A 19,068-nucleotide genomic window follows, 5' to 3' on the forward strand; every position below is an offset into this window, starting at 1 on the left:
TCCGCAGTACCGATGCGAGGGGTCAACGGCGAGGCGCCCAATCACGGAGCACGCGCCGTGGTGAGAGACACACAATGAAAAGAATGCTGATTAACGCCACCCAGCCCGAAGAGCTGCGCGTGGCGACCGTTGACGGCCAACTGCTGTACAACCTTGACATCGAATCACCGGGACGGGAACAGAAAAAAGCCAACATTTACAAAGGCATCATCACCCGCGTTGAACCCAGTTTAGAAGCCGCTTTCGTTGAATATGGTGCCGACCGGCACGGCTTTCTCCCGCTGAAAGAAATCGCCCGCAGCTATTTTGAACCGGAAACCACCAAATCCGGTGCTCGCGTCAGCATTAAAGACTCCGTGCGCGAAGGGCGCGAAGTTGTCATCCAGATTGATAAAGAAGAACGCGGTAGCAAGGGCGCAGCCCTCACCACCTTTATCTCGTTGGCGGGGCGCTATCTCGTCTTGATGCCCAACAATCCCCGCGCCGGCGGCGTGTCACGGCGCATTGAAGGGCAAGATCGCAGCGAACTGCGCGAAGCAATGAGCCAGCTCGTGATTCCTGAAGACATGGGGCTGATCGTTCGCACCGCCGGCGTTGGCAAAAATGTTGAGGAATTACAGTGGGATTTGGATTATTTGCTGCAACTGTGGCGAGCGATTGAAACTTCCAGCGCCAGCCGCAAAGCGCCTTTTCTCATTTATCAAGAAAGCGACGTCATCATCCGCTCCATCCGCGATTATCTTCGCGCCGACATCGGCGAGATCGTGATTGATGATCGCGCCGTTTACGACCGCGCCGAGAATTTCATCCGCCAAGTCATGCCGCAGAACCTCAAAAAGCTGCGGCTGTATGACGACGAAGTGCCGCTGTTCACCCGCTATCAGATTGAAAGTCAAATCGAAACTGCGTTTCAGCGCGAAGTCCGGCTGCCGTCGGGCGGCTCAATTGTGATTGACCACACCGAGGCGCTGACCTCAATTGACATCAATTCCGCCCGCTCGACGCGTGGCGCTGACATCGAAGAAACCGCGCTCAATACCAATCTGGAGGCTTCAGATGAAATCGCCCGCCAACTGCGGCTGCGCGATCTTGGCGGTTTATTTGTGATTGATTTCATCGACATGACGCCGTTGAAAAACCAACGCGCCGTCGAAGATCGGCTGCGCGATGCGCTGAAACAGGATCGGGCGCGAGTGCAATTAGCGCGGATTTCGCGCTTTGGTTTGCTGGAAATGTCGCGCCAGCGCCTGCGTCCCTCGCTCGGCGAATCCAGCCAGCAAGTGTGTCCACGCTGCAAAGGTCAGGGCACGTTGCGCGGGGTGGAATCGCTGGCGCTGTCGATTTTGCGCATCGTCGAGGAAGAGGCGATGAAAGAGAGCACTGAGCGCGTGATTGCGCATTTGCCGGTCAGCGTCGCCACGTTTTTGCTCAACGAAAAACGCCGCGCCATTCTCGATATTGAAGCGCGACAAAATACCGAAGTGCTGCTGCTGCCGAATGAGCATCTGTTGACGCCCGATTACCGCATTGAGCGGGTGCGGTTGCAGGACGTGAAAACTGCCGAGGGGCTGCCAGCCAGCTATGTGTTGACCGCGCAGCCAGAACCAACCGTCGCTCCGCTGTACGCCAAACTGGAGACGAAGCTCGGTCAGCCCCCGCGCATTGAGGAACCGGCAGTGCGGCAAGCCGCGCCTGATGTGCCCGTGCCGTCGCGCCCAGACACCATCGGACGTGCCGAGCCAGAAAGTTTGTTGAAACGGATTTGGACGGGGCTGTTTATGCCGCGAGTGGTGGAGGCGTCGCCACCTCCGGCGGTGATGAGCGAGGAAGCCGACAATCAGCCGCTGGCGCGGGTGCAGCCATCCAGTGCTGACCGTGATCCGCAGCCGTTGCGTCCGCGCACCGCTGGCAGCAATCGCCATGAACGCGAGCGTCCACCAGCAGCGCCGCGTGTGCATCAATCCCGCGAGGAGCGGCAGGCGCGTCCGCCGAATCGCAATCGCCATGAAACGACCTCCAGCGCCGACCGTGATCCGGCACCAGCTCCGGCTGATGCTGAGGGCGCAGCGGAAAGTCGTTCGCGTCGTCCGCCGCGTCCACCCCGCGAGCCGCGCCCCGAACGTGAGCCGCGAGTGCCGGTGCCGGTTGCAGAGGTTGCGCCACCGAGCGCGGTTGATACGGTCGCACCGCCGGAGACCACTGGGCAGCGGTGGTGGGAGACGACGGTGGAATCGGCTGAGGACGAGCGGGAAGTGGCGGAGCCGGTGGATAACGTGAAAGCGTCACGGCAGCCAGTGCGACATGAAGCGCCTGCGCCCGATGCTGATTTTGATGCCACCGACAGTGACACGGACGGTGATGGCGAGGATGAATCTGGCGAAGCAACGGCGGCAAATCCAGCGCGGGCGCGGTCGTCACGGCGGCGGCGCGGTGGGCGCAATCGGCGGCGTCCGGCGGTGAATGCCGATGGCAGCGTCAATGCTGAGGAAGGCGCTGAGGCGGAGGCGGTTGAGTCGCCGGCAGCGGAGAACAGTGGCGCGACGGCTGCGCCAGCGATGCCGTTATTACCACCGCCGGTGGTGGCGCAACCCGCGCCGGTGGTGCCAGAACCAGCGCCGCGTCCGGTCATCATTTTGGGCGATGATTCCCAACGGACGAAAGAAGACAACGTTTAATTAAACCGTTCGCTGTTTTCAGCATTATTCCCACGTCAAAGCGTGGGAATAATGAATCACTTAATGCGCCGCATCCCAATTGTCACCGTAACCAATATCAACAATTAACGGCACCGCTAATTGCGCCGCTGATTCCATTGCTCCCCGAATGCGTTCGCTCACTATTGCCACTGCATTAGTGGCGACTTCAAAGACCAATTCATCATGCACTTGCAGCAGCATTTGCACCGGCGGCTGTTCTCTTTCAAGCCATTGATTCACTGCGAGCATGGCGCGTTTAATAATATCGGCTGCCGTGCCCTGCATCGGCGCATTGATTGCGGTGCGTTCGGCAGCAGCGCGACGCGCTTGATTGCTGTGGTTAATTTCAATTAAATGCAAGCGCCGTCCGAATAACGTTTCCACATAACCATTTGCCCGCGCTTGTTGGCGAATGCGTTCCATAAATTCTTTGACGCCGACGTAGCGTTCAAAATAACGCTCCATATAACTCGCCGCTTCGCGTTTGCCGCAATCCAATTGCTGCGCCAGCCCAAACGCCGACATCCCGTACATCAAACCGAAATTCACCGCCTTTGCTGCCCGCCGCTGCGCAGTCGTCACGTCTTCCAGCGCGATGCCAAAAATCTCGGCAGCAGTGGTGCGATGTACGTCCACGTCCACGCCGCTGCCGAATGCCGCCAGCAGCCGCTCGTCACCGGACAGATGCGCCATGATCCGCAGCTCAATTTGCGAATAATCCGCCGACAGGAGCTGATGCCCGGGCGCGGCGATGAACGCTTGCCGAATCCGCCGCCCGTCCTCGCCGCGAATCGCAATGTTCTGCAAATTCGGATCGCTGGACGACAGCCGCCCCGTCGCCGTCACCGCTTGATGATAGGAAGTGTGCAGCCGCCCGGTCGTCGGATTGACCAGCTTGGGCAGCGCGTCGGTGTAGGTTGATTTGAGTTTGGACAAGCTGCGATGCTCAAGCAGCAGGCGCGGCAGCGGATGTTCGGCAGCGAGCTGTTCGAGCACATCTTCTGAAGTAGACGGCTCACCTTTGGGCGTTTTGCGCACGGGAGTTAAACCCAGTTCCTCAAACAGAATCGCGCCGAGTTGTTTGGGCGAGCTGAGATTGAACTGCCGCCCCGCCGTTTCGTGTGCATTCAATTCCAGCACCGCCAGCCGCTGCACCAATTCCGCACTGTGCTGCGCCAGCAATCCGCAATCCAGCATGACGCCGCTGCGTTCCATCCGCGCCAGCACCGGAATCAACGGCAATTCAAGTGCTTGATACAACTGGACGAATTGCGGATTTGCCTGCACTTGCGGCCACAGCGTCTGCTGCAAACGCAGCGTGATGTCGGCATCTTCAGCGGCGTATTGCGCGGCAGTTTCGACTGTCACTTGATCGAAGGTGATTTGCTTCCTGCCCTTGCCCGCCACGTCCTCAAAATGAATCGTCGCGTAGCCGAGATGTTTTTGTGCCAGCGCATCCATGCCGTGACTGGCGGCAGTGCTGTCAAGCACATAACTGGCCAGCATCGTGTCATGCGCAATACCGCGCAGCGTGATGCCGTAACGCGCCAAAATGTTGAGATCAAATTTGAGGTTTTGCCCGACTTTGGCACGGCTGGCGTCTTCTAACAGCGGCTTTAATTGCGCCAGCACGGTGGCGCGATCAAGCTGCGTGGGCACGTCAAAATAGCGATGTGCCAGCGGAATGTACGCCGCCTGCTCCGGCGCGACGGCAAAGGACACGCCGACCAACTCCGCCGTCATCACGTCCAAGCCGGTCGTTTCGGTATCAAACGCAAACAGCTCGGCAGCGGCGAGTCGCGCCAGCCAAGGCTCCAATTGTTCCGGCGTGAGAATCAGATCGTAAGTGGCGCGAAGCTGCGGCGGTGAGGCGCTCTCCAGCGGCAATTCCGCCGCGCCGAGTTTGGCTAAAAGACTTTTCAATTCAAAGTGTTGATACAGCTCGCGCAGCGCGGCGACATCTGGCGCGGTCGGGCGCAAATCGGTCGGATGCAGCGCCAGCGGAACATCGCATTTGAGCGTCGTGAGCTGGCGCAGCAGCGGCAATTGCGGCAGCGCAGCGCGGAGGTTCTCGCCAGCTTTGCGCGGGATCGCGTTGGCGTGAGCGATGAGAGTGTCCAGATCGCCGTATTGGGTGAGCCATTGCACGGCGGTTTTTTCGCCGCAGCCGGGCACGCCGGGAATGTTGTCGCTGCTGTCACCTTTCAGCGCCAGATAATCGGCGATGCGCTCCGGTGGGACGCCAAACGTTGCGACCACGCCGGCCGGATCAAGCAGGCGATTTTTCATGGTATCAAGCAGATGAATCCGCTCGCTGACCAGTTGCGCCAAGTCTTTGTCGCTGGTGGCAATCAGCGTGGCGATGCCAGCCGCAGCGGCCTGCGTCGCCAACGTCCCAATCACGTCATCGGCCTCCACGTCAGGAATAATCAGCAGCGGCCAGCCGAGCGCCTGCACTGCGGCTTGCAGCGGCGCAAATTGCGGGCGGAGATCGTCCGGCAGCGGCGGGCGCTGCGCTTTGTAGGCGGGGAACAACTCGTGACGAAAGTTGCGCCCACCGGCGTCAAAGACGATGCCGAGATACTCCGGCTGATATTCATCAATCAGCCGCTGCAACATGGTGAGCACGCCGCTGAGTGCGCCGGTCGGTTCGCCCTGTTTAGTGGTCAGTTTGGGGAGCGCGTGATAAGCGCGGAATAAATAGCCGGAGGCGTCAACGAGAATAAATGGGTATTGCGTGGACATAAGCGCGAGTAATCAATAATGGATAGTGGACAATAACGTGACGGAATAGCGCCTGATGCGGCTGGCATTTACCGCTGCAATTGCGGTAATTGCGGTAATAACAGAAAGCGGCAACGAGAATGAACCAACACTGTAGAAAATTTTTATACAAAATGCAATACTGCAATTTTGCTGGCGTAACTATAGGCGACAGCATTTCACCGCACGAGATGCAATCATGTTATCGCTCACTGCTTTTGTTGACAACATCGCCGCGATTTATGCCACTGGCAATGCGACCGAACATTCTTATCGTCCGGCATTGGCAGCATTATTGAACAGTTTGGCAGCCGATCTCAATATCATTAACGAACCCAAACGCATCGACTGCGGTGCGCCAGATTTTATGGTTCAAACCGGCGAGCGCGTGATTGGGCATATTGAAGCCAAAGATGTCACGGTTGATCTCTTTAATTTTAGTGCGCCAAATCGAGAGCAACAAGCGCGTTATCGCAAGGCGTTACCGAATCTGATTTATACCAATTGTTTGGATTGGCAGTTTTTCCGCAATGGCGATTTGATTGCGTCGGTGAGCATTGGGAGCTGGCACGAGGGGATTCGTGCCGATGTTGCGCAATTCGCCACTTTGGAGAATTTGCTGCTGGATTTTATTCAACAGCGCCCAATCAGCATCACCACTCCGCAAGTATTAGCCGAGCGCATGGCAGGTAAAGCCTTACTCATTAAAGACATTTTGCGCAACACGCTTCAAGCCGATAAAAATCAGTGCGCTGAATTAACCGAACAATTCCAAGCCTTTCAAGAGAATTTAATCAGCGGCATCACTCCCGATGAATTCGCTGATTTATATGCGGAAACGTTGGCTTATGGCTTATTTGCGGCGCGGTTGCACACGACCGACCCGCAGCAGTTTAATCGTCACACTGCGCTCAATTTATTGCCGAAATCCAATCCATTTTTACGCGCTTTATTTGCGTATATCGCCGGCGCTGATTTAGATGAGCGCATTGCGTGGATTATTGATGATTTGGTGCTGGTGTTTCAGATCACTGATATTGTGCAGGTGCTGGCTGGCTTTGGCAAACTCACTGGACATACCGATCCCTTTTTGCATTTTTATGAAACCTTTTTAACGGCATATAATCCCGCTAAACGCAAAGCGCGGGGCGTTTGGTACACGCCAGAAGCGGTGGTTGATTTTATTGTCCGCGCTGTGGATGAGGTCTTAAAAACTGAATTTGATTTGCCCGATGGTTTGGCGGATACCTCAACAGTCACGCTTGATTGGAATACGGGCAAACAGGATAAAAACGGCAAGCCAATCCTCGTTAAAAAAAACGTGCATCGGGTGCAAATTCTTGATCCGGCAGTGGGCACCGGCACTTTTTTAGCGGCAGTGATGAAACATATTGCGCCGTGCATTAAAAACGTCGCGGCTGGCTTGTGGTCGAGTTATCTCGAAACTGATTTGATTCCGCGCTTGCATGGTTTTGAGTTGTTGATGGCGTCTTATGCAATGTGCCATCTGAAATTGGATATGATTTTGACCGAGCTGGGTTATACGCCAACGGGTGTGCCGCCGCGTTTATCGGTGTATTTAACCAACACGCTGGAAGAAGGCAGTTTGAGCACTCAAAATCTGCCCTTTGCGCAATGGTTGTCGAATGAAGCCAAGTCAGCAAATGCGGTGAAACAGCATTTGCCAATTATGTGCGTGATTGGCAATCCGCCTTATTCTGGCGAGAGTGTGAATAAAGGCGAGTGGATTTCTGGCTTGATGGATGTGTATAAAAAAGAGCCGGGCGGAATAGATAAACTCAACGAGCGTAATCCGAAATGGATCAATGATGACTATGTGAAGTTTATTCGGTTTGCCGAGCACATGATTCGTAAAAACGGCGAGGGCGTGTTGGGTTTTATCACCAATCACGGTTATTTAGATAATCCAACCTTTCGCGGAATGCGTTGGCATTTGCTCAATACTTTCAGCAAGATTTATGTGTTGGATTTACACGGCAACGCGAAAAAGAAAGAGGTCACGCCAGACGGTCAGCCAGATAAAAATGTGTTTGATATTCAGCAGGGCGTCGCCATTATTATCGCGGTGAAAAAGCAAGCGGACGCAGCGACAAAGCCGCTGGCTGAAGTGTTTCATGCAGATTTGTGGGGCAAGCGGGCGGAAAAATATGCTGCATTGCAAGAACACACATTAACGGGAAATATCTGGCAGCCGCTGATTCATACTGCGCCACTATATCCATTTGTGCGGCGCGATGATGAAAAAGGCGCGGCTTATCGGGCTGGGTTTAGTGTGCAGGAATTGATGCCGGTGAATTCGGTTGGCATTGTGACCGCCCGCGATGCGTTAACGATTGATATGGATAAAATGACGCTCTGGCAGCGCGTACAGGATTTTGCGGCATTAACACCAGAACAAGCGCGAGTGAAATATGATTTGGGAAAAGATGTGCGCGATTGGCAAGTAAAATGGGCGCAAGAAGATATTAAAGCCAATTTTGGCATTGAGCGCATTGTGCCGGTGATGTATCGTCCTTTTGATCGCCGCTGGATTTATTACACTGGCAACTCACGCGGATTTATTTGTTATCCGCGCCACAACGTGATGCAGCATTTGTTGCAGCAAGATAACATTTCTATGACTATCAGTGCGCAACAAAAAACACCGCATGGTTTTCATCACGTTCTCGTTCATTCCACAATTTCTGAATCCAGTTTAGTCTCAAATAAAACATCAGAAATTGGATCAGCGTTTCCGCTTTACCTTGATTCTGAAAATCAACGAATTGACCCAAAACGTAATAAAGTATCCGCAGATAAAAATGTCGGTTTGATTTATTCACGGCAGACGATTAGCGGTGAAAGTCCGCCGGTCAATATCATGCTGACGGATACTATTTTTGATAATCGTGGGGTTTTTACCAATAAAGGCATTGCACAAGCTGCGCCGTTGTATCTCTATCCCGAAGATCAATTGACTGACCAAAACCGCCGCGTCAATTTTGATCCTGATTTATATCAACGGCTGCAAAAGCAAGCGACGCATCCGCAGCGCGGCATTCCCAATGAACTCAACGTGTTTGATTATGTTTATGGCGTGTTGTATTGCCCCGCGTATCGAGAAATTTACGCGGAGTTTTTGAAAACTGATTTTCCGCGTATTCCGTGGCCGCGCAATGCGGATGAATTTTGGGCAGTTGCAGATCAAGGTGAGCAGTTGCGGCGTTTGCATTTGATGGAACCGGCAGCAATTGGCGCTGCTATTTATCCATTTACGGGCGAAGGAAAGCCGGTGATTGATAAGCCGCGTTATGATGCTGGCAAGGTGTGGATCAATACAACGCAGTATTTTGATAACGTGCCAGAATTGGCGTGGACGTTTTATATTGGCGGCTATCAACCAGCGCAAAAATGGTTGAAAGATCGCAAGGGAAAAGAATTGATTTTTTCTGACATCAAGCATTATCAGTCCATTCTCAAAATTTTGAGCGAGACAGATCGCATCATGCGCAAAATTCAATTGCAAATAAACTGATTTTTAGTTCATCATTCACGCTTGAATCGCTATCTATTTGAATGGAGTTGCTGCATGTCTGACATGCTGTTTGATCTCAGTTTTGAGGGCACCTTGGCAGCAGATGCCGATCCCGCCGTCGTGCGCCAGCATTTGGCCGCGTTATTCAAATTGGATGCGGCTGGCGTCGCCCGTTTGTTTAGCGGGCAGCCGGTGGTGGTGAAACGGGCGGTGGATGGCGCGACCGCCGCTCGGTTTGAGCTGGCATTTCATCAAGCTGGCGCGGTGTTGCTGCTGACGCCAACGCCGACCGAACCCGCCGCCGTCGCGCCAGCTCCGCCGCCAGCCGCAATCGTTGTTGCCGATAATCCGCGCTTCATCGCTGCGCCCGACGTGCTGGAGGTGTTGCCGCAGGATGGCTTTATTGAGCAGGAGGCGGTCGTTAAGATGCCGGCGCTGGATACCAGTTATTTGAGCCTCGTGACGGCAGCGGATTGGAGCCTCGCAGATTGCCAACTCCCCGTCGCGCCAGCGCCGGTCGCCGACTTCAGTCACCTCTCGCTTGCCGCGCTTGATCCCACTTCCACTCGAAAAGACAACGAATTATGAGCACAGATTTTGATCACATCGTCATCGGCGCGGGCATCAGCGGATTGGGTGCGGCGCATTTCTCGGCGCAGCGCGGACGCACAACGCTGGTGCTGGAAGCGAGCGAGCGCAGCGGCGGTTGTCTCAACAGCCCGCATTTCGCTGCGCTCGACAATTTTTGGGTAGAAGCGGGCGGTCACACTTGCTTTAACAGTTACGGCAATTTGCTGACGATTTTGGACGATCTCGGTTTGACTGCGCAGGCGCAAGCCAAGGTCAAAGTCGGTTATTCGCTGTGGCAAGACGGCAAGCGCCGGTCGATTGTGTCGGCGCTGCACATTTTTGAGGCGCTGCGTTCGATTCCGCGCATGTTCACGGCCGAGAAAGACGGGCGCAGTGTGGCGGATTACTACGGCAGCGTGTTGGGGCGGCGCAATTATCAGGATTTGCTGCGCCACGCTTTCGCCGCCGTGATTTGCCAGCCAGCGGATGATTATCCGACGGAGGCGCTGTTTCGCCGCAAACCGCGCCGCAAAGAGATGATTAAAGCGTTCACCTTCGCCGAAGGGCTGACGACGATTGCCGACGCCATCGCCGCGCAACCGGCGCTCACCGTACGCACCAAGCAACAGATCACCGCCATTGCCTGCGACGGCGACGGTTTTCGGGTGGAACTGGCGAATGGCGACACGCAGCACTGCGATTATCTCACGCTCGCAGTGCCGCCAGATGTCGCCGCACGACTGCTGCCAGCGGGATTTGAAGCGGCGCACAATCTGATTAAACCCATCGGCATGGCGGAAATTGAGACGCTGGCGCTGGTGTTGCGCTCGGCGGATGTCGCGCTCAAACCGCTGGCGGGATTGATCGCAGTAGACGATGCGTTTTATTCGGCGGTGTCACGCGATTTTCTGCCCGATGACCGTTATCGCGGCTTCGCCTTTCATTTCCGCCCCGGCGTGTTGTGCGCGGAAGCGCAGCTCGAACGCGCCTGCGCAGTGCTCGGCGTCTCACCGCAGCGCGTCGCCGCGCACACGCACATTCACAACCGGCTACCCGCGCTGCGCACCGGACACATGAATCTGGTGCGCCAGCTTGATGCCGCATTGGCAGGCACGCGGCTGGGCATGACGGGCAATTGGTTTTTTGGCGTGTCGATTGAAGATGCGTTGACGCGCAGTCAGGCAGAAATGGCGCGATTGTTTGGCGCGTGATGGCGCAACTGCTGGGCGCAATCCGTGCTGCCAGCATCCACTGAGTTCTTGATTTGAGTAATCCAACCGTGACTGACATCAAACGCCTTGCAACGACCGATGCCGATTTTCAGCGCCAGCTTGATGCGCTGCTGGCGTGGGATTCCGTTTCTGATGACCGCGTGCAAACCACCGTCGCCGCCATCATTCGTGACATCCGCGCTCGCGGCGACGCGGCACTGCTGGAATTCACCACCCGTTTTGATCGCTGGACGCCAGCGACAGCAGCGGATTTGGAATTGCCCCGCGCCCGTTTAGAACAGGCGTGGCACACGATTCCCGCTGCGCAGCGCGACGCGCTGGCGCTGGCTGCCGAGCGCATCCGCCGTTATGCCGAGCGGCAAACCTTGGAAAGCTGGAGCTACCGCGAGGCTGACGGCACGTTGCTGGGGCAGCAGGTGACGCCGCTGGATCGCGCTGGGCTATATGTGCCCGGCGGCAAAGCGGCTTATCCGTCGTCGGTGCTGATGAACGCGATTCCCGCCAAGGTTGCCGGAGTCGGCGAGTTGGTGATGGTGGTACCAACGCCGGATGGCGAACTCAACGCGCTGGTGCTGGCTGCCGCGCACATCGCGGGCGTTGATCGTGCGTTTGCGATTGGTGGAGCGCAGGCAGTGGCGGCGCTGGCGTATGGCACTGCGACCGTGCCGCCGGTGGATAAGATCGTCGGCCCCGGCAATATCTACGTCGCCACCGCCAAACGCGCCGTGTATGGGCAAGTTGGGATCGACATGATTGCGGGACCGTCGGAGATTTTGGTGATTTGCGACGGCGCGACCGATCCCGATTGGATTGCGATGGATTTGTTCTCGCAAGCCGAGCACGACGAGGATGCGCAGGCGATTTTAGTGAGCTGGGACGGTGACTTTTTAACGCAGGTCGCCGCCAGCATTGCGCGGTTGCTGCCAACGTTGGAGCGTCGCGCCATCGCGGAAGTCGCGTTGCGCGAGCGCGGGGCACTGATTCAAGTGCGCGATCTCGACGAGGCGCTGACCGTCGCCAATCACATCGCGCCGGAGCATTTGGAGCTGTCGATTGCTGATCCCGAAGCGGTGGTGACGCGGCTTCGTCACGCCGGCGCGATCTTCATGGGACGCTACACCGCCGAGGCGCTGGGCGATTATTGCGCCGGCCCGAATCACGTTTTGCCGACTTCGCGGACGGCGCGATTTTCCTCACCGCTCGGCGTCTACGATTTCCAAAAACGCTCCAGTTTGATCATGGCGTCGTCTGCTGGCGCGGCGGAATTAGCAAAAACGGCGTCGGTGCTGGCGCGGGGCGAAGGATTAACCGCTCATGCGCGTTCGGCCGAATATCGCGGAGCTGGCGCGTGAACACGTTAATTGCGCAGTTAATTCGCCCGGAAATTCGCGCCCTCAATGCGTATCACGTTCCCGCTGCGGACGGGTTAATGAAATTAGATGCGATGGAAAATCCATATTCATTGCCAGAACCATTGGCAGCGGAATGGCGCGAGCAATTGCGCGGCATTGCATTCAATCGTTATCCCGATCCCACCGCACGACAATTACAACATGCGCTGCGCGAGGCAATGGCAATTCCAACTGCAATGGAATTATTACTCGGCAATGGTTCTGATGAGTTAATTCAGATGCTGGCGCTAGCAGTCGCTGCACCGGGGCGCACGATTTTATCCGTTGAACCCAGTTTTGTGATGTATCGGATGATTGGGTTATTTGCCGGCATGAATTACGTTGGCGTGCCGCTCAACGCCGAAGATTTTTCAATTGATGTGCCGGCGGTATTGGCAGCCATTGAGCGCACCCAACCGGCATTGATTTATCTCGCTTATCCGAATAATCCCACCGGCAATCAGTTTGCGGTGACCGATATGGAGCAAATTATTGAAGCCGCGCCCGGTTTGGTGATTATTGATGAAGCCTATTCACCATTTACGGATGCGAGCTTTCTCAATTCTTTGGGTAAATGGCCGAATGTGTTGGTAATGCGCACCGTCTCCAAAATGGGATTAGCCGGACTGCGCTTGGGTTATTTAGTCGGGGCAATTGAATGGCTGCGCGAAATTGATAAGGTGCGCTTGCCGTATAATATCAACGTATTAACGCAGCTTTCCGCCACGTTTGCATTACAGCATAAAGCGGTGTTTGATGCGCAAACGCAAGCAATTCGAGCAGAACGCGAGCAGTTATTTATGGCGTTAAACCGACTCAGCGCACTGCAAGTTTATCCGAGTGAAGCCAATTTCATTCTGGTGCGTACCCCAGAAAATCAAGCCACTCGCATGTTTGCTGAATTAACAGCGCGAGGGATTTTGATTAAAAACCTGCATGGCGCACATCCATTATTGCGCGACTGTTTACGATTAACGGTGGGCTTGCCAGAAGAAAACGCCGCCCTGCTGGCGGCATTGACTGAGATGGTGCATTAAATCCCTAACCTCCACTTTAAAGGGGAGCTTTTTGTTGCTCCCTTTTAGTTGAAAAAAGGGGCTGAGGAGATTGCAGTGCTGCCAGCAAACCGGTGATTAAATCAAATGGCGCTGGCGGACAACCGGGGATTTTTATATCAACCGGAATGACATTTTCTACTGCGCCACAACTCGCATATGACACGCCAAACTCGCCGCCAGTACAGGCGCAATCGCCCGCTGCAATGACGACTTTTGGCGATGGAGTTGCCCGCCAAGTGCGACGCAGCGCGGTTTCCATGTGGCGCGATACCGGCCCTGTTACCAATAGCGCATCGGCATGACGCGGTGACGCCACGAAATGAACGCCAAAGCGTTCAATATCGTGATACGGATTATTGAGCGCGTGAATTTCTAATTCACAGCCATTACAGGAACCAGCGTCCACTTGCCGAATGGCTAAACTGCGTCCCAAGCGCGTATCAATTAAACGGCGCAATTGAATACCAAGCCGCGCTAATTCGGCATCATCGTGAGTGGGGGCGGGTTCAGTGATCACGCCAATGCGCAATGATTGTTCGAGAATGCGTAACATCAGATTTCCGGCTCCATTAACGCACAACGCAGCGTTGTTTAATAAAAGTGCAATTTTAATATGACAACTTCAGTGACACCTTACGCCAATCTTACTCCCGATGTTGTACTTGATGCGATTGAAAGTTTAGGTTTAATCACCGATGGACATTTACTGACACTCAATAGCTATGAAAATCGCGTTTATCAAGTGGGAATTGATGAAGCCGCGCCGTTGATTGCTAAATTCTATCGACCACACCGTTGGAGCGATGCCGCAATTTTAGAAGAACATCAATTTAGCCAAGAACTTGCTAATCACGAGCTGCCAGTGGTGCCACCATTACGTTTTGGTGGACAAACATTACACTATTTTAATGACTATCGTTTTGCGCTCACCTTGCGCCAAGGTGGACGCGCTCCTAATTTAGAACATGCAGCAGTGCGAGAATGGTTGGGGCGCTTATTGGGGCGGATTCATGCAGTTGGCGCGGTGACAGCGTTTACACAGCGTCCAACTTTGAATTGTGCGCATTTTGGAATTGAATCGCGTGATTTTTTATTAGCCAATCAGTGTTTACCTTCGGCGCTGTTATCGACATATCTCAACACTGTTTCCGAAGCCTTGGTGCAGATTGATGCCTGTTATGAACGCGCTGGAACTGTAAAACTCATTCGTTTACATGGAGATTGTCATCTCGGCAATGTATTGTGGGCAGATGATGGTCCGCATTTCGTTGATTTTGATGATGCGCGACAAGGGCCAGCAATTCAAGATTTGTGGATGTTATTGGCTGGAGATCGTGAGGAAATGCGCCAGCAACTTGATGATGTCTTAGCGGGTTATGAAGATTTTTGTGAGTTTAATTGGCGCGAATTACAGTTAATTGAAGCCTTGCGCACATTGCGCATCATTCATTATGCGGCGTGGTTGGCGCGGCGCTGGGATGATCCCGCTTTTCCAGCCGCGTTTCCTTGGTTTAATACGGCACAATTCTGGCATGATCATATTTTGCAATTGCAAGAACAAATCACGGCAATGGCGGCTGGTGCTTTATGGACAACAGGAAATGATTAAAGTGATGCTTAGTTTTGCCATGCTTTTAATTGATACCACACGCGCCCGATGTGTTCATGAATAGCATAATAACTCAATAAAAAGCTCCGCGCTGACGGTAAAAAATCCCAATACGTTAATTTGGTTTGCCAATGCGGGCGATGCACAAAACCAGTGGGAGCGGGCGTTATGATAAAACCCATTTCTGTAAAAGCATCCACTGCTCGCGGTAAATGCCACGCATCACTCACTAATAACACATGCTGAATGCCAATAGGCTTTAATAATTGCGCGGTATTGCGAGCATTTTCCCAAGTCGTTTGGCTGCTGGTCTCCATTCCCGCCACCGTTATTCCATAATCTTGCTGCAACGCCGCCGCCATTAATGCCGCAAGTGTTTGTTGTTCCTCAGATAATTTTCCGCCCGCTACATAAAGCGGCAAACCGGTTTGGCGCTGCAAGATCGCGCCGTACCGCAGCCGCCGCCAACTCGCATCATCAAGCGTGTCGCCGCCATATTCCGGTGCATCCGTCACCCGCCCGGCGCTCAAAATCACAATCGCCTGCGCGGTGGGCGGCAGCGTTCCCAGTGCCGGATAACGCTCCAAAGGCATCATCAATACCGTCGCCACCACTGGCAACGTCATCAACGTGAACAGCGAAAAAGTGATAAAGATCAATATCTTTTCAAATACGCCGCGCACCAGAAAAAATGCGATTCCCAACAGCAGGAGCAACAACCCCGGCGGTAACAGCAGACTTTTAGCGATGCTATACAGGAGTGACATGCGCTAAAAAATCGCTTTTTTGCGTGTTTTATCGAGTAGAATCAATGACATCACCAGCTTGGCGATCCGCGTGATAAGACGAGCGCACCAGCGGCGCACTGGCGACGTGCGCAAATCCCAGCGCCTCGCCCGTGCTGCGCAGGTCGTCAAATTCGCTCGGCGTCCAATAACGATGCACGGCAAGATGATTGCGACTGGGCTGGAGATATTGTCCTAAAGTCAACATGTTACAGCCGTGCGCCCGTAAATCGCGCATCACCGTCACCACCTCCTCGCGGGTTTCGCCCAAACCGAGCATCAGCCCAGATTTTGTCGGCACCTCGGGATGGCGCGTTTTGAACGCCTGCAACAACTGCAAAGAACCGGCGTAGTCCGCGCCGGGGCGGGTGTGGCGATACAGGCGCGGCACGGTTTCCAAATTGTGATTGAACACATCTGGCACCGCGTCGTCAGCGAATTGCGCGAGCGCCACCGCAGCGCGACCCCGAAAATCTGGCACCAAAATTTCTATCTTTATCAGCGTGTTATCGCGGCGCACTGCCCGCACGCAGTCGGCAAATTGTCCGGCACCGCCGTCGCGCAAATCATCACGATCCACCGAAGTAATGACAACATAACGCAACGCCAACGCCGCAACCGCCTGCGCCAACTGCGCTGGCTCCTCTGGATTAACGGGCTGGGGTTGTCCGTGCGCAACATCGCAAAATGGACAACGGCGTGTACAAATATCGCCTAAAATCAAAAAGGTAGCGGTGCCAGATTTGAAACATTCGCCCAAGTTAGGGCACATCGCTTCTTCGCACACCGTTGCCAAGTTGTGCCCACGCAACAGCGCCTTCATCCGCGCAACATCAGTACCGAGTGGCGCTGGAGCACGAATCCAATCCGGTTTTCGCAATTGCACCGGCGGCGGCTCAACCTGTTGAGGAAGCCGCGCTAATTTGTCTTGACCGCGTTGATGGGTGTCTGGCGTGGCGCGTGATGGAGCGCCAATGGAATCAGGAATTGGCATAAACCGCTCGGCGCACAATTAAAAACTTAATGCGCGGGAATAAAATTATGAGGGTGATCAATTAACAACTTATCCATTAACAAATGGAACCAAGGTGTAAACCACTGTGGATGCGCGTGTAATGCGCGTTGAATTGCAGGAATAGGCATCCAGCGCCATGCGCCAATTTCTGAGGGTTCTGGATGCGGTGAACCGTTATACGCGCCATAAAACATGTGCAGATATTCGTGTTCAATTAAACCCGAATGTGCATCTTCAGCGCGATATACAAATTGCGTTCGCTCTATTAAAGCCACCGCAATTCCAAACTCTTCTTGCAAGCGGCGACAAGCGGCACTTAACACGGTTTCATCAGGTCGCGGATGTCCGCAACAGGTATTCGACCAGCAGCACGCAAAATGGTATTTACCATCGGCGCGACGCTGCAATAATAAGTCACCTTGAGAATTAAATACGAGAATTGAAAAAGCGCGATGCAATTGACCGGTGCGATGAACTTCTAATTTACCAGCAGTGCCCAATGACTGGTCATTGTGATCGACAACAATCACTTCTTCTATTGCATCGCGTTCCCAAGCACGGTGCCATTCGGTAGCGGCAAGTGGCGGCACAAAATTGGTGCTCACGATGTACCTTGTATATCAGATGCAGGAGTTGGAAGCGTATGAGAAACACCAAATGCCTGAAATGCAGCCTTTAATTCTTCATGTGTTGTTGCGTATTCAGCGACTGATTGACCTGCTGCAATGGCATCCCAAGCCTGACGAATACTCGCAGCGCCAGCGCGGGGGCCGAGCGGATGTCCAAAGACGCCGCGTCCGGGCACAAATCCAAAATCAACGGTGCCAACTTTTTGATAAACCTCGTTTAATGTTCCCGCCCAATCGCTTCCGCCTGGCACCGGTAAACTGCGTTTAATCGCACCCATTGGCGCAAGGCAAGCATTAACATTTGCAATGACTTCCGCATCGCTCATGTGCATTCGCGCCCCAAACCCCGGCATAATGATGGCATCAAAACCAGCTAATCGTTGTAATTTTGTAAAGACTTGAGAATGAATTCCAAAGTGCGCCAAACGATTAAACGGCGCTAATAATGGAAAGTGCGCAATAAGGGGCACGGTGGCATGTTTGCATAACATACGCACGGCACTTAATCCCACCGGCATTGCATTCACTAATAACGCATTTGCGCCATTCGCAACGGCAAGATCGTGTAATTCAATTAAACGATCTACTTCATCGGTGATATTGGCAAGATAACATTTAGGCACCCCCGTTTCATATTCAGCTTGACGGCGTGCTGCGCCTAATAACGCCGAGCGTTCACTGAGTGGACACCAATCAGTATCCGCAAGCATTTCATCATCTTTGGCAATATCAAGACCACCTAACCAACTTTCATAACCAAGCTGACTAAAGGCATCAGGAGGTAAACCGATATTCGGTTTAATCACTCCAAAAAAGATGGGGCGTTGATACACTTGCAATTGCTCACGCAAGCCTTCAACGCCGAAACGCGGCCCTGTGAACGCGGCTAAATACGCATCGGGAAAACGAATATCAAGGAGTTTAATAATCGGGGCACCGGGAGAAAAAAAGGTGCCTTCACCACACACTGCACTTAATAAATTAGGTAATCGCGCTCCAAAATTAGCGTGTGGATGCGCAATTGTGAGGTGGCAAGCAGAAACCCGCTCGCCCGGCGGAGTGCGAATCCCATAACTAAACGCGGTGAGTTCTGAATTGAGTATGGTTAAATCAATGACTCGCGCTGCAAACTGTGCTCTTAAATCCTCAGCATGACCAACCCGTCGCCATTGCGCGGTTGATTGTTCCGCACAAAAATGCGCTGCTGCAAGACGTGGATCACCCGTACATTCTAAGTAATAGTCAAGGTGAATATACGCATCTTGATCCAGTGTTTGCGCATCAGCAAAGAAACCCGCGCTATCGGAATCCAACATCAATTAACGCTCTCCTGCTATTTGCACCCGCAAGATACGCTCTTCGCGGGGGCCATCCAATTCAATAAAAAAGATGGATTGCCAATTCCCTAACAGCAATTCTCCATTGACAATCGGAATAGTCTCGGACGCATTCATAAACAAACCGAGTAAATGTGAATGCGCATTTAACCGTCCGTCAATTGGATTGATATTGTGGCGCAAGGAGTGCGGAGGCGGGACTAACGTCATTAAAAAATCGACCATATCCTGCTGCAACATCGGCTCACATTCGTTAATTGCTACGAATGCAGTGGTGTGTGCGGAATAGAGCGTGAGTTGTCCGTTATGAACGGGATGCTGCTGAACGATGCTCTTGATGTGGGTCGTAACATCAATGATCTGAATAGGGGCAGTGGTGGTTAAGCGAATGGAATCATTAAAAAAGAACATGGCTAGTAACGAATGACGACAACGGACAGGGTGGGTT

The 19,068-nt window shown here is 53.7% G+C and carries 14 protein-coding genes; 7 read left to right on the forward strand and 7 right to left on the reverse strand.

Annotated features, from left to right (window positions below; genetic code table 11):
• Window positions 1-74 precede the first annotated feature (74 nt).
• Window positions 75-2,675, forward strand: a complete 2,601-nt coding sequence (gene rne, locus CKO12_RS01605; RefSeq protein ID WP_242466153.1) for a ribonuclease E — start codon at window positions 75-77, stop codon at window positions 2,673-2,675.
• A gap of 60 nt (window positions 2,676-2,735) precedes the next feature.
• On the opposite strand, the gene polA is transcribed toward rne, so the two are convergent.
• On the reverse strand, window positions 2,736-5,441 hold the full coding sequence (gene polA, locus CKO12_RS01610; protein WP_200152982.1) for a DNA polymerase I: 2,706 nt from the start codon (window positions 5,439-5,441) through the stop codon (window positions 2,736-2,738).
• Between the two features lie 217 nt (window positions 5,442-5,658).
• Here polA and CKO12_RS01615 point away from each other — a divergent pair, with 217 nt between their 5' ends.
• The 5 genes from CKO12_RS01615 to hisC all read left to right on the forward strand — a co-directional run bounded on the left by CKO12_RS01615 (window position 5,659) and on the right by hisC (window position 13,224).
• A complete protein-coding gene (locus tag CKO12_RS01615) occupies window positions 5,659-8,994 on the forward strand; it encodes a type ISP restriction/modification enzyme (protein WP_200152983.1) in 3,336 nt (1,111 codons plus the stop codon).
• 54 nt (window positions 8,995-9,048) lie between these two features.
• Window positions 9,049-9,582 (forward strand): hypothetical protein, encoded by a 534-nt coding sequence (locus tag CKO12_RS01620; protein ID WP_200152984.1) that lies wholly within the window; start codon window positions 9,049-9,051, stop codon window positions 9,580-9,582.
• On the forward strand, window positions 9,579-10,775 hold the full coding sequence (locus CKO12_RS01625) for a protoporphyrinogen/coproporphyrinogen oxidase (protein WP_200152985.1): 1,197 nt from the start codon (window positions 9,579-9,581) through the stop codon (window positions 10,773-10,775). Before CKO12_RS01620 ends, CKO12_RS01625 begins: the two co-directional genes overlap by 4 nt.
• Window positions 10,776-10,843: 68 nt before the next feature.
• On the forward strand, window positions 10,844-12,148 hold the full coding sequence (hisD, locus tag CKO12_RS01630) for a histidinol dehydrogenase (RefSeq protein WP_200152986.1): 1,305 nt from the start codon (window positions 10,844-10,846) through the stop codon (window positions 12,146-12,148).
• Window positions 12,145-13,224: a histidinol-phosphate transaminase gene (gene hisC / locus CKO12_RS01635; protein ID WP_200152987.1), complete on the forward strand. Its 1,080-nt coding sequence runs from the start codon at window positions 12,145-12,147 to the stop codon at window positions 13,222-13,224. Before hisD ends, hisC begins: the two co-directional genes overlap by 4 nt.
• Before the next feature lie 16 nt (window positions 13,225-13,240).
• Here the strand turns inward: hisC and CKO12_RS01640 are convergent, their stop codons facing one another.
• On the reverse strand, window positions 13,241-13,798 hold the full coding sequence (locus CKO12_RS01640) for an NADH-quinone oxidoreductase subunit B family protein (protein ID WP_200152988.1): 558 nt from the start codon (window positions 13,796-13,798) through the stop codon (window positions 13,241-13,243).
• Window positions 13,799-13,858: 60 nt separating this feature from the next.
• On the opposite strand from CKO12_RS01640, the gene CKO12_RS01645 reads away from it, so the two are divergent.
• Window positions 13,859-14,854: a serine/threonine protein kinase gene (locus CKO12_RS01645; protein WP_200152989.1), complete on the forward strand. Its 996-nt coding sequence runs from the start codon at window positions 13,859-13,861 to the stop codon at window positions 14,852-14,854.
• Between the two features lie 8 nt (window positions 14,855-14,862).
• On the opposite strand, the gene CKO12_RS01650 is transcribed toward CKO12_RS01645, so the two are convergent.
• From CKO12_RS01650 to CKO12_RS01670, 5 genes are read right to left on the reverse strand one after another with little or no spacing between them, the layout of a single operon-like run.
• Window positions 14,863-15,621: a YdcF family protein gene (locus CKO12_RS01650; RefSeq protein WP_200152990.1), complete on the reverse strand. Its 759-nt coding sequence runs from the start codon at window positions 15,619-15,621 to the stop codon at window positions 14,863-14,865.
• 28 nt (window positions 15,622-15,649) lie between these two features.
• Window positions 15,650-16,633 (reverse strand): lipoyl synthase, encoded by a 984-nt coding sequence (gene lipA / locus CKO12_RS01655; protein WP_200152991.1) that lies wholly within the window; start codon window positions 16,631-16,633, stop codon window positions 15,650-15,652.
• A gap of 26 nt (window positions 16,634-16,659) precedes the next feature.
• Window positions 16,660-17,259, reverse strand: a complete 600-nt coding sequence (idi, locus tag CKO12_RS01660; RefSeq protein WP_200152992.1) for an isopentenyl-diphosphate Delta-isomerase — start codon at window positions 17,257-17,259, stop codon at window positions 16,660-16,662.
• The gene (locus CKO12_RS01665; protein WP_200152993.1) at window positions 17,256-18,599 is read right to left on the reverse strand and encodes a RuBisCO large subunit C-terminal-like domain-containing protein; all 1,344 of its coding nucleotides are present in this window, start codon (window positions 18,597-18,599) and stop codon (window positions 17,256-17,258) included. Before CKO12_RS01665 ends, idi begins: the two co-directional genes overlap by 4 nt.
• A gap of 3 nt (window positions 18,600-18,602) precedes the next feature.
• Window positions 18,603-19,031, reverse strand: a complete 429-nt coding sequence (locus tag CKO12_RS01670) for a secondary thiamine-phosphate synthase enzyme YjbQ (RefSeq protein WP_200152994.1) — start codon at window positions 19,029-19,031, stop codon at window positions 18,603-18,605.
• Window positions 19,032-19,068: the final 37 nt, after the last annotated feature.

It is taken from the genome of Chromatium okenii, assembly GCF_016583745.1.
Classification (GTDB): Bacteria; Pseudomonadota; Gammaproteobacteria; order Chromatiales; family Chromatiaceae; genus Chromatium; species Chromatium okenii.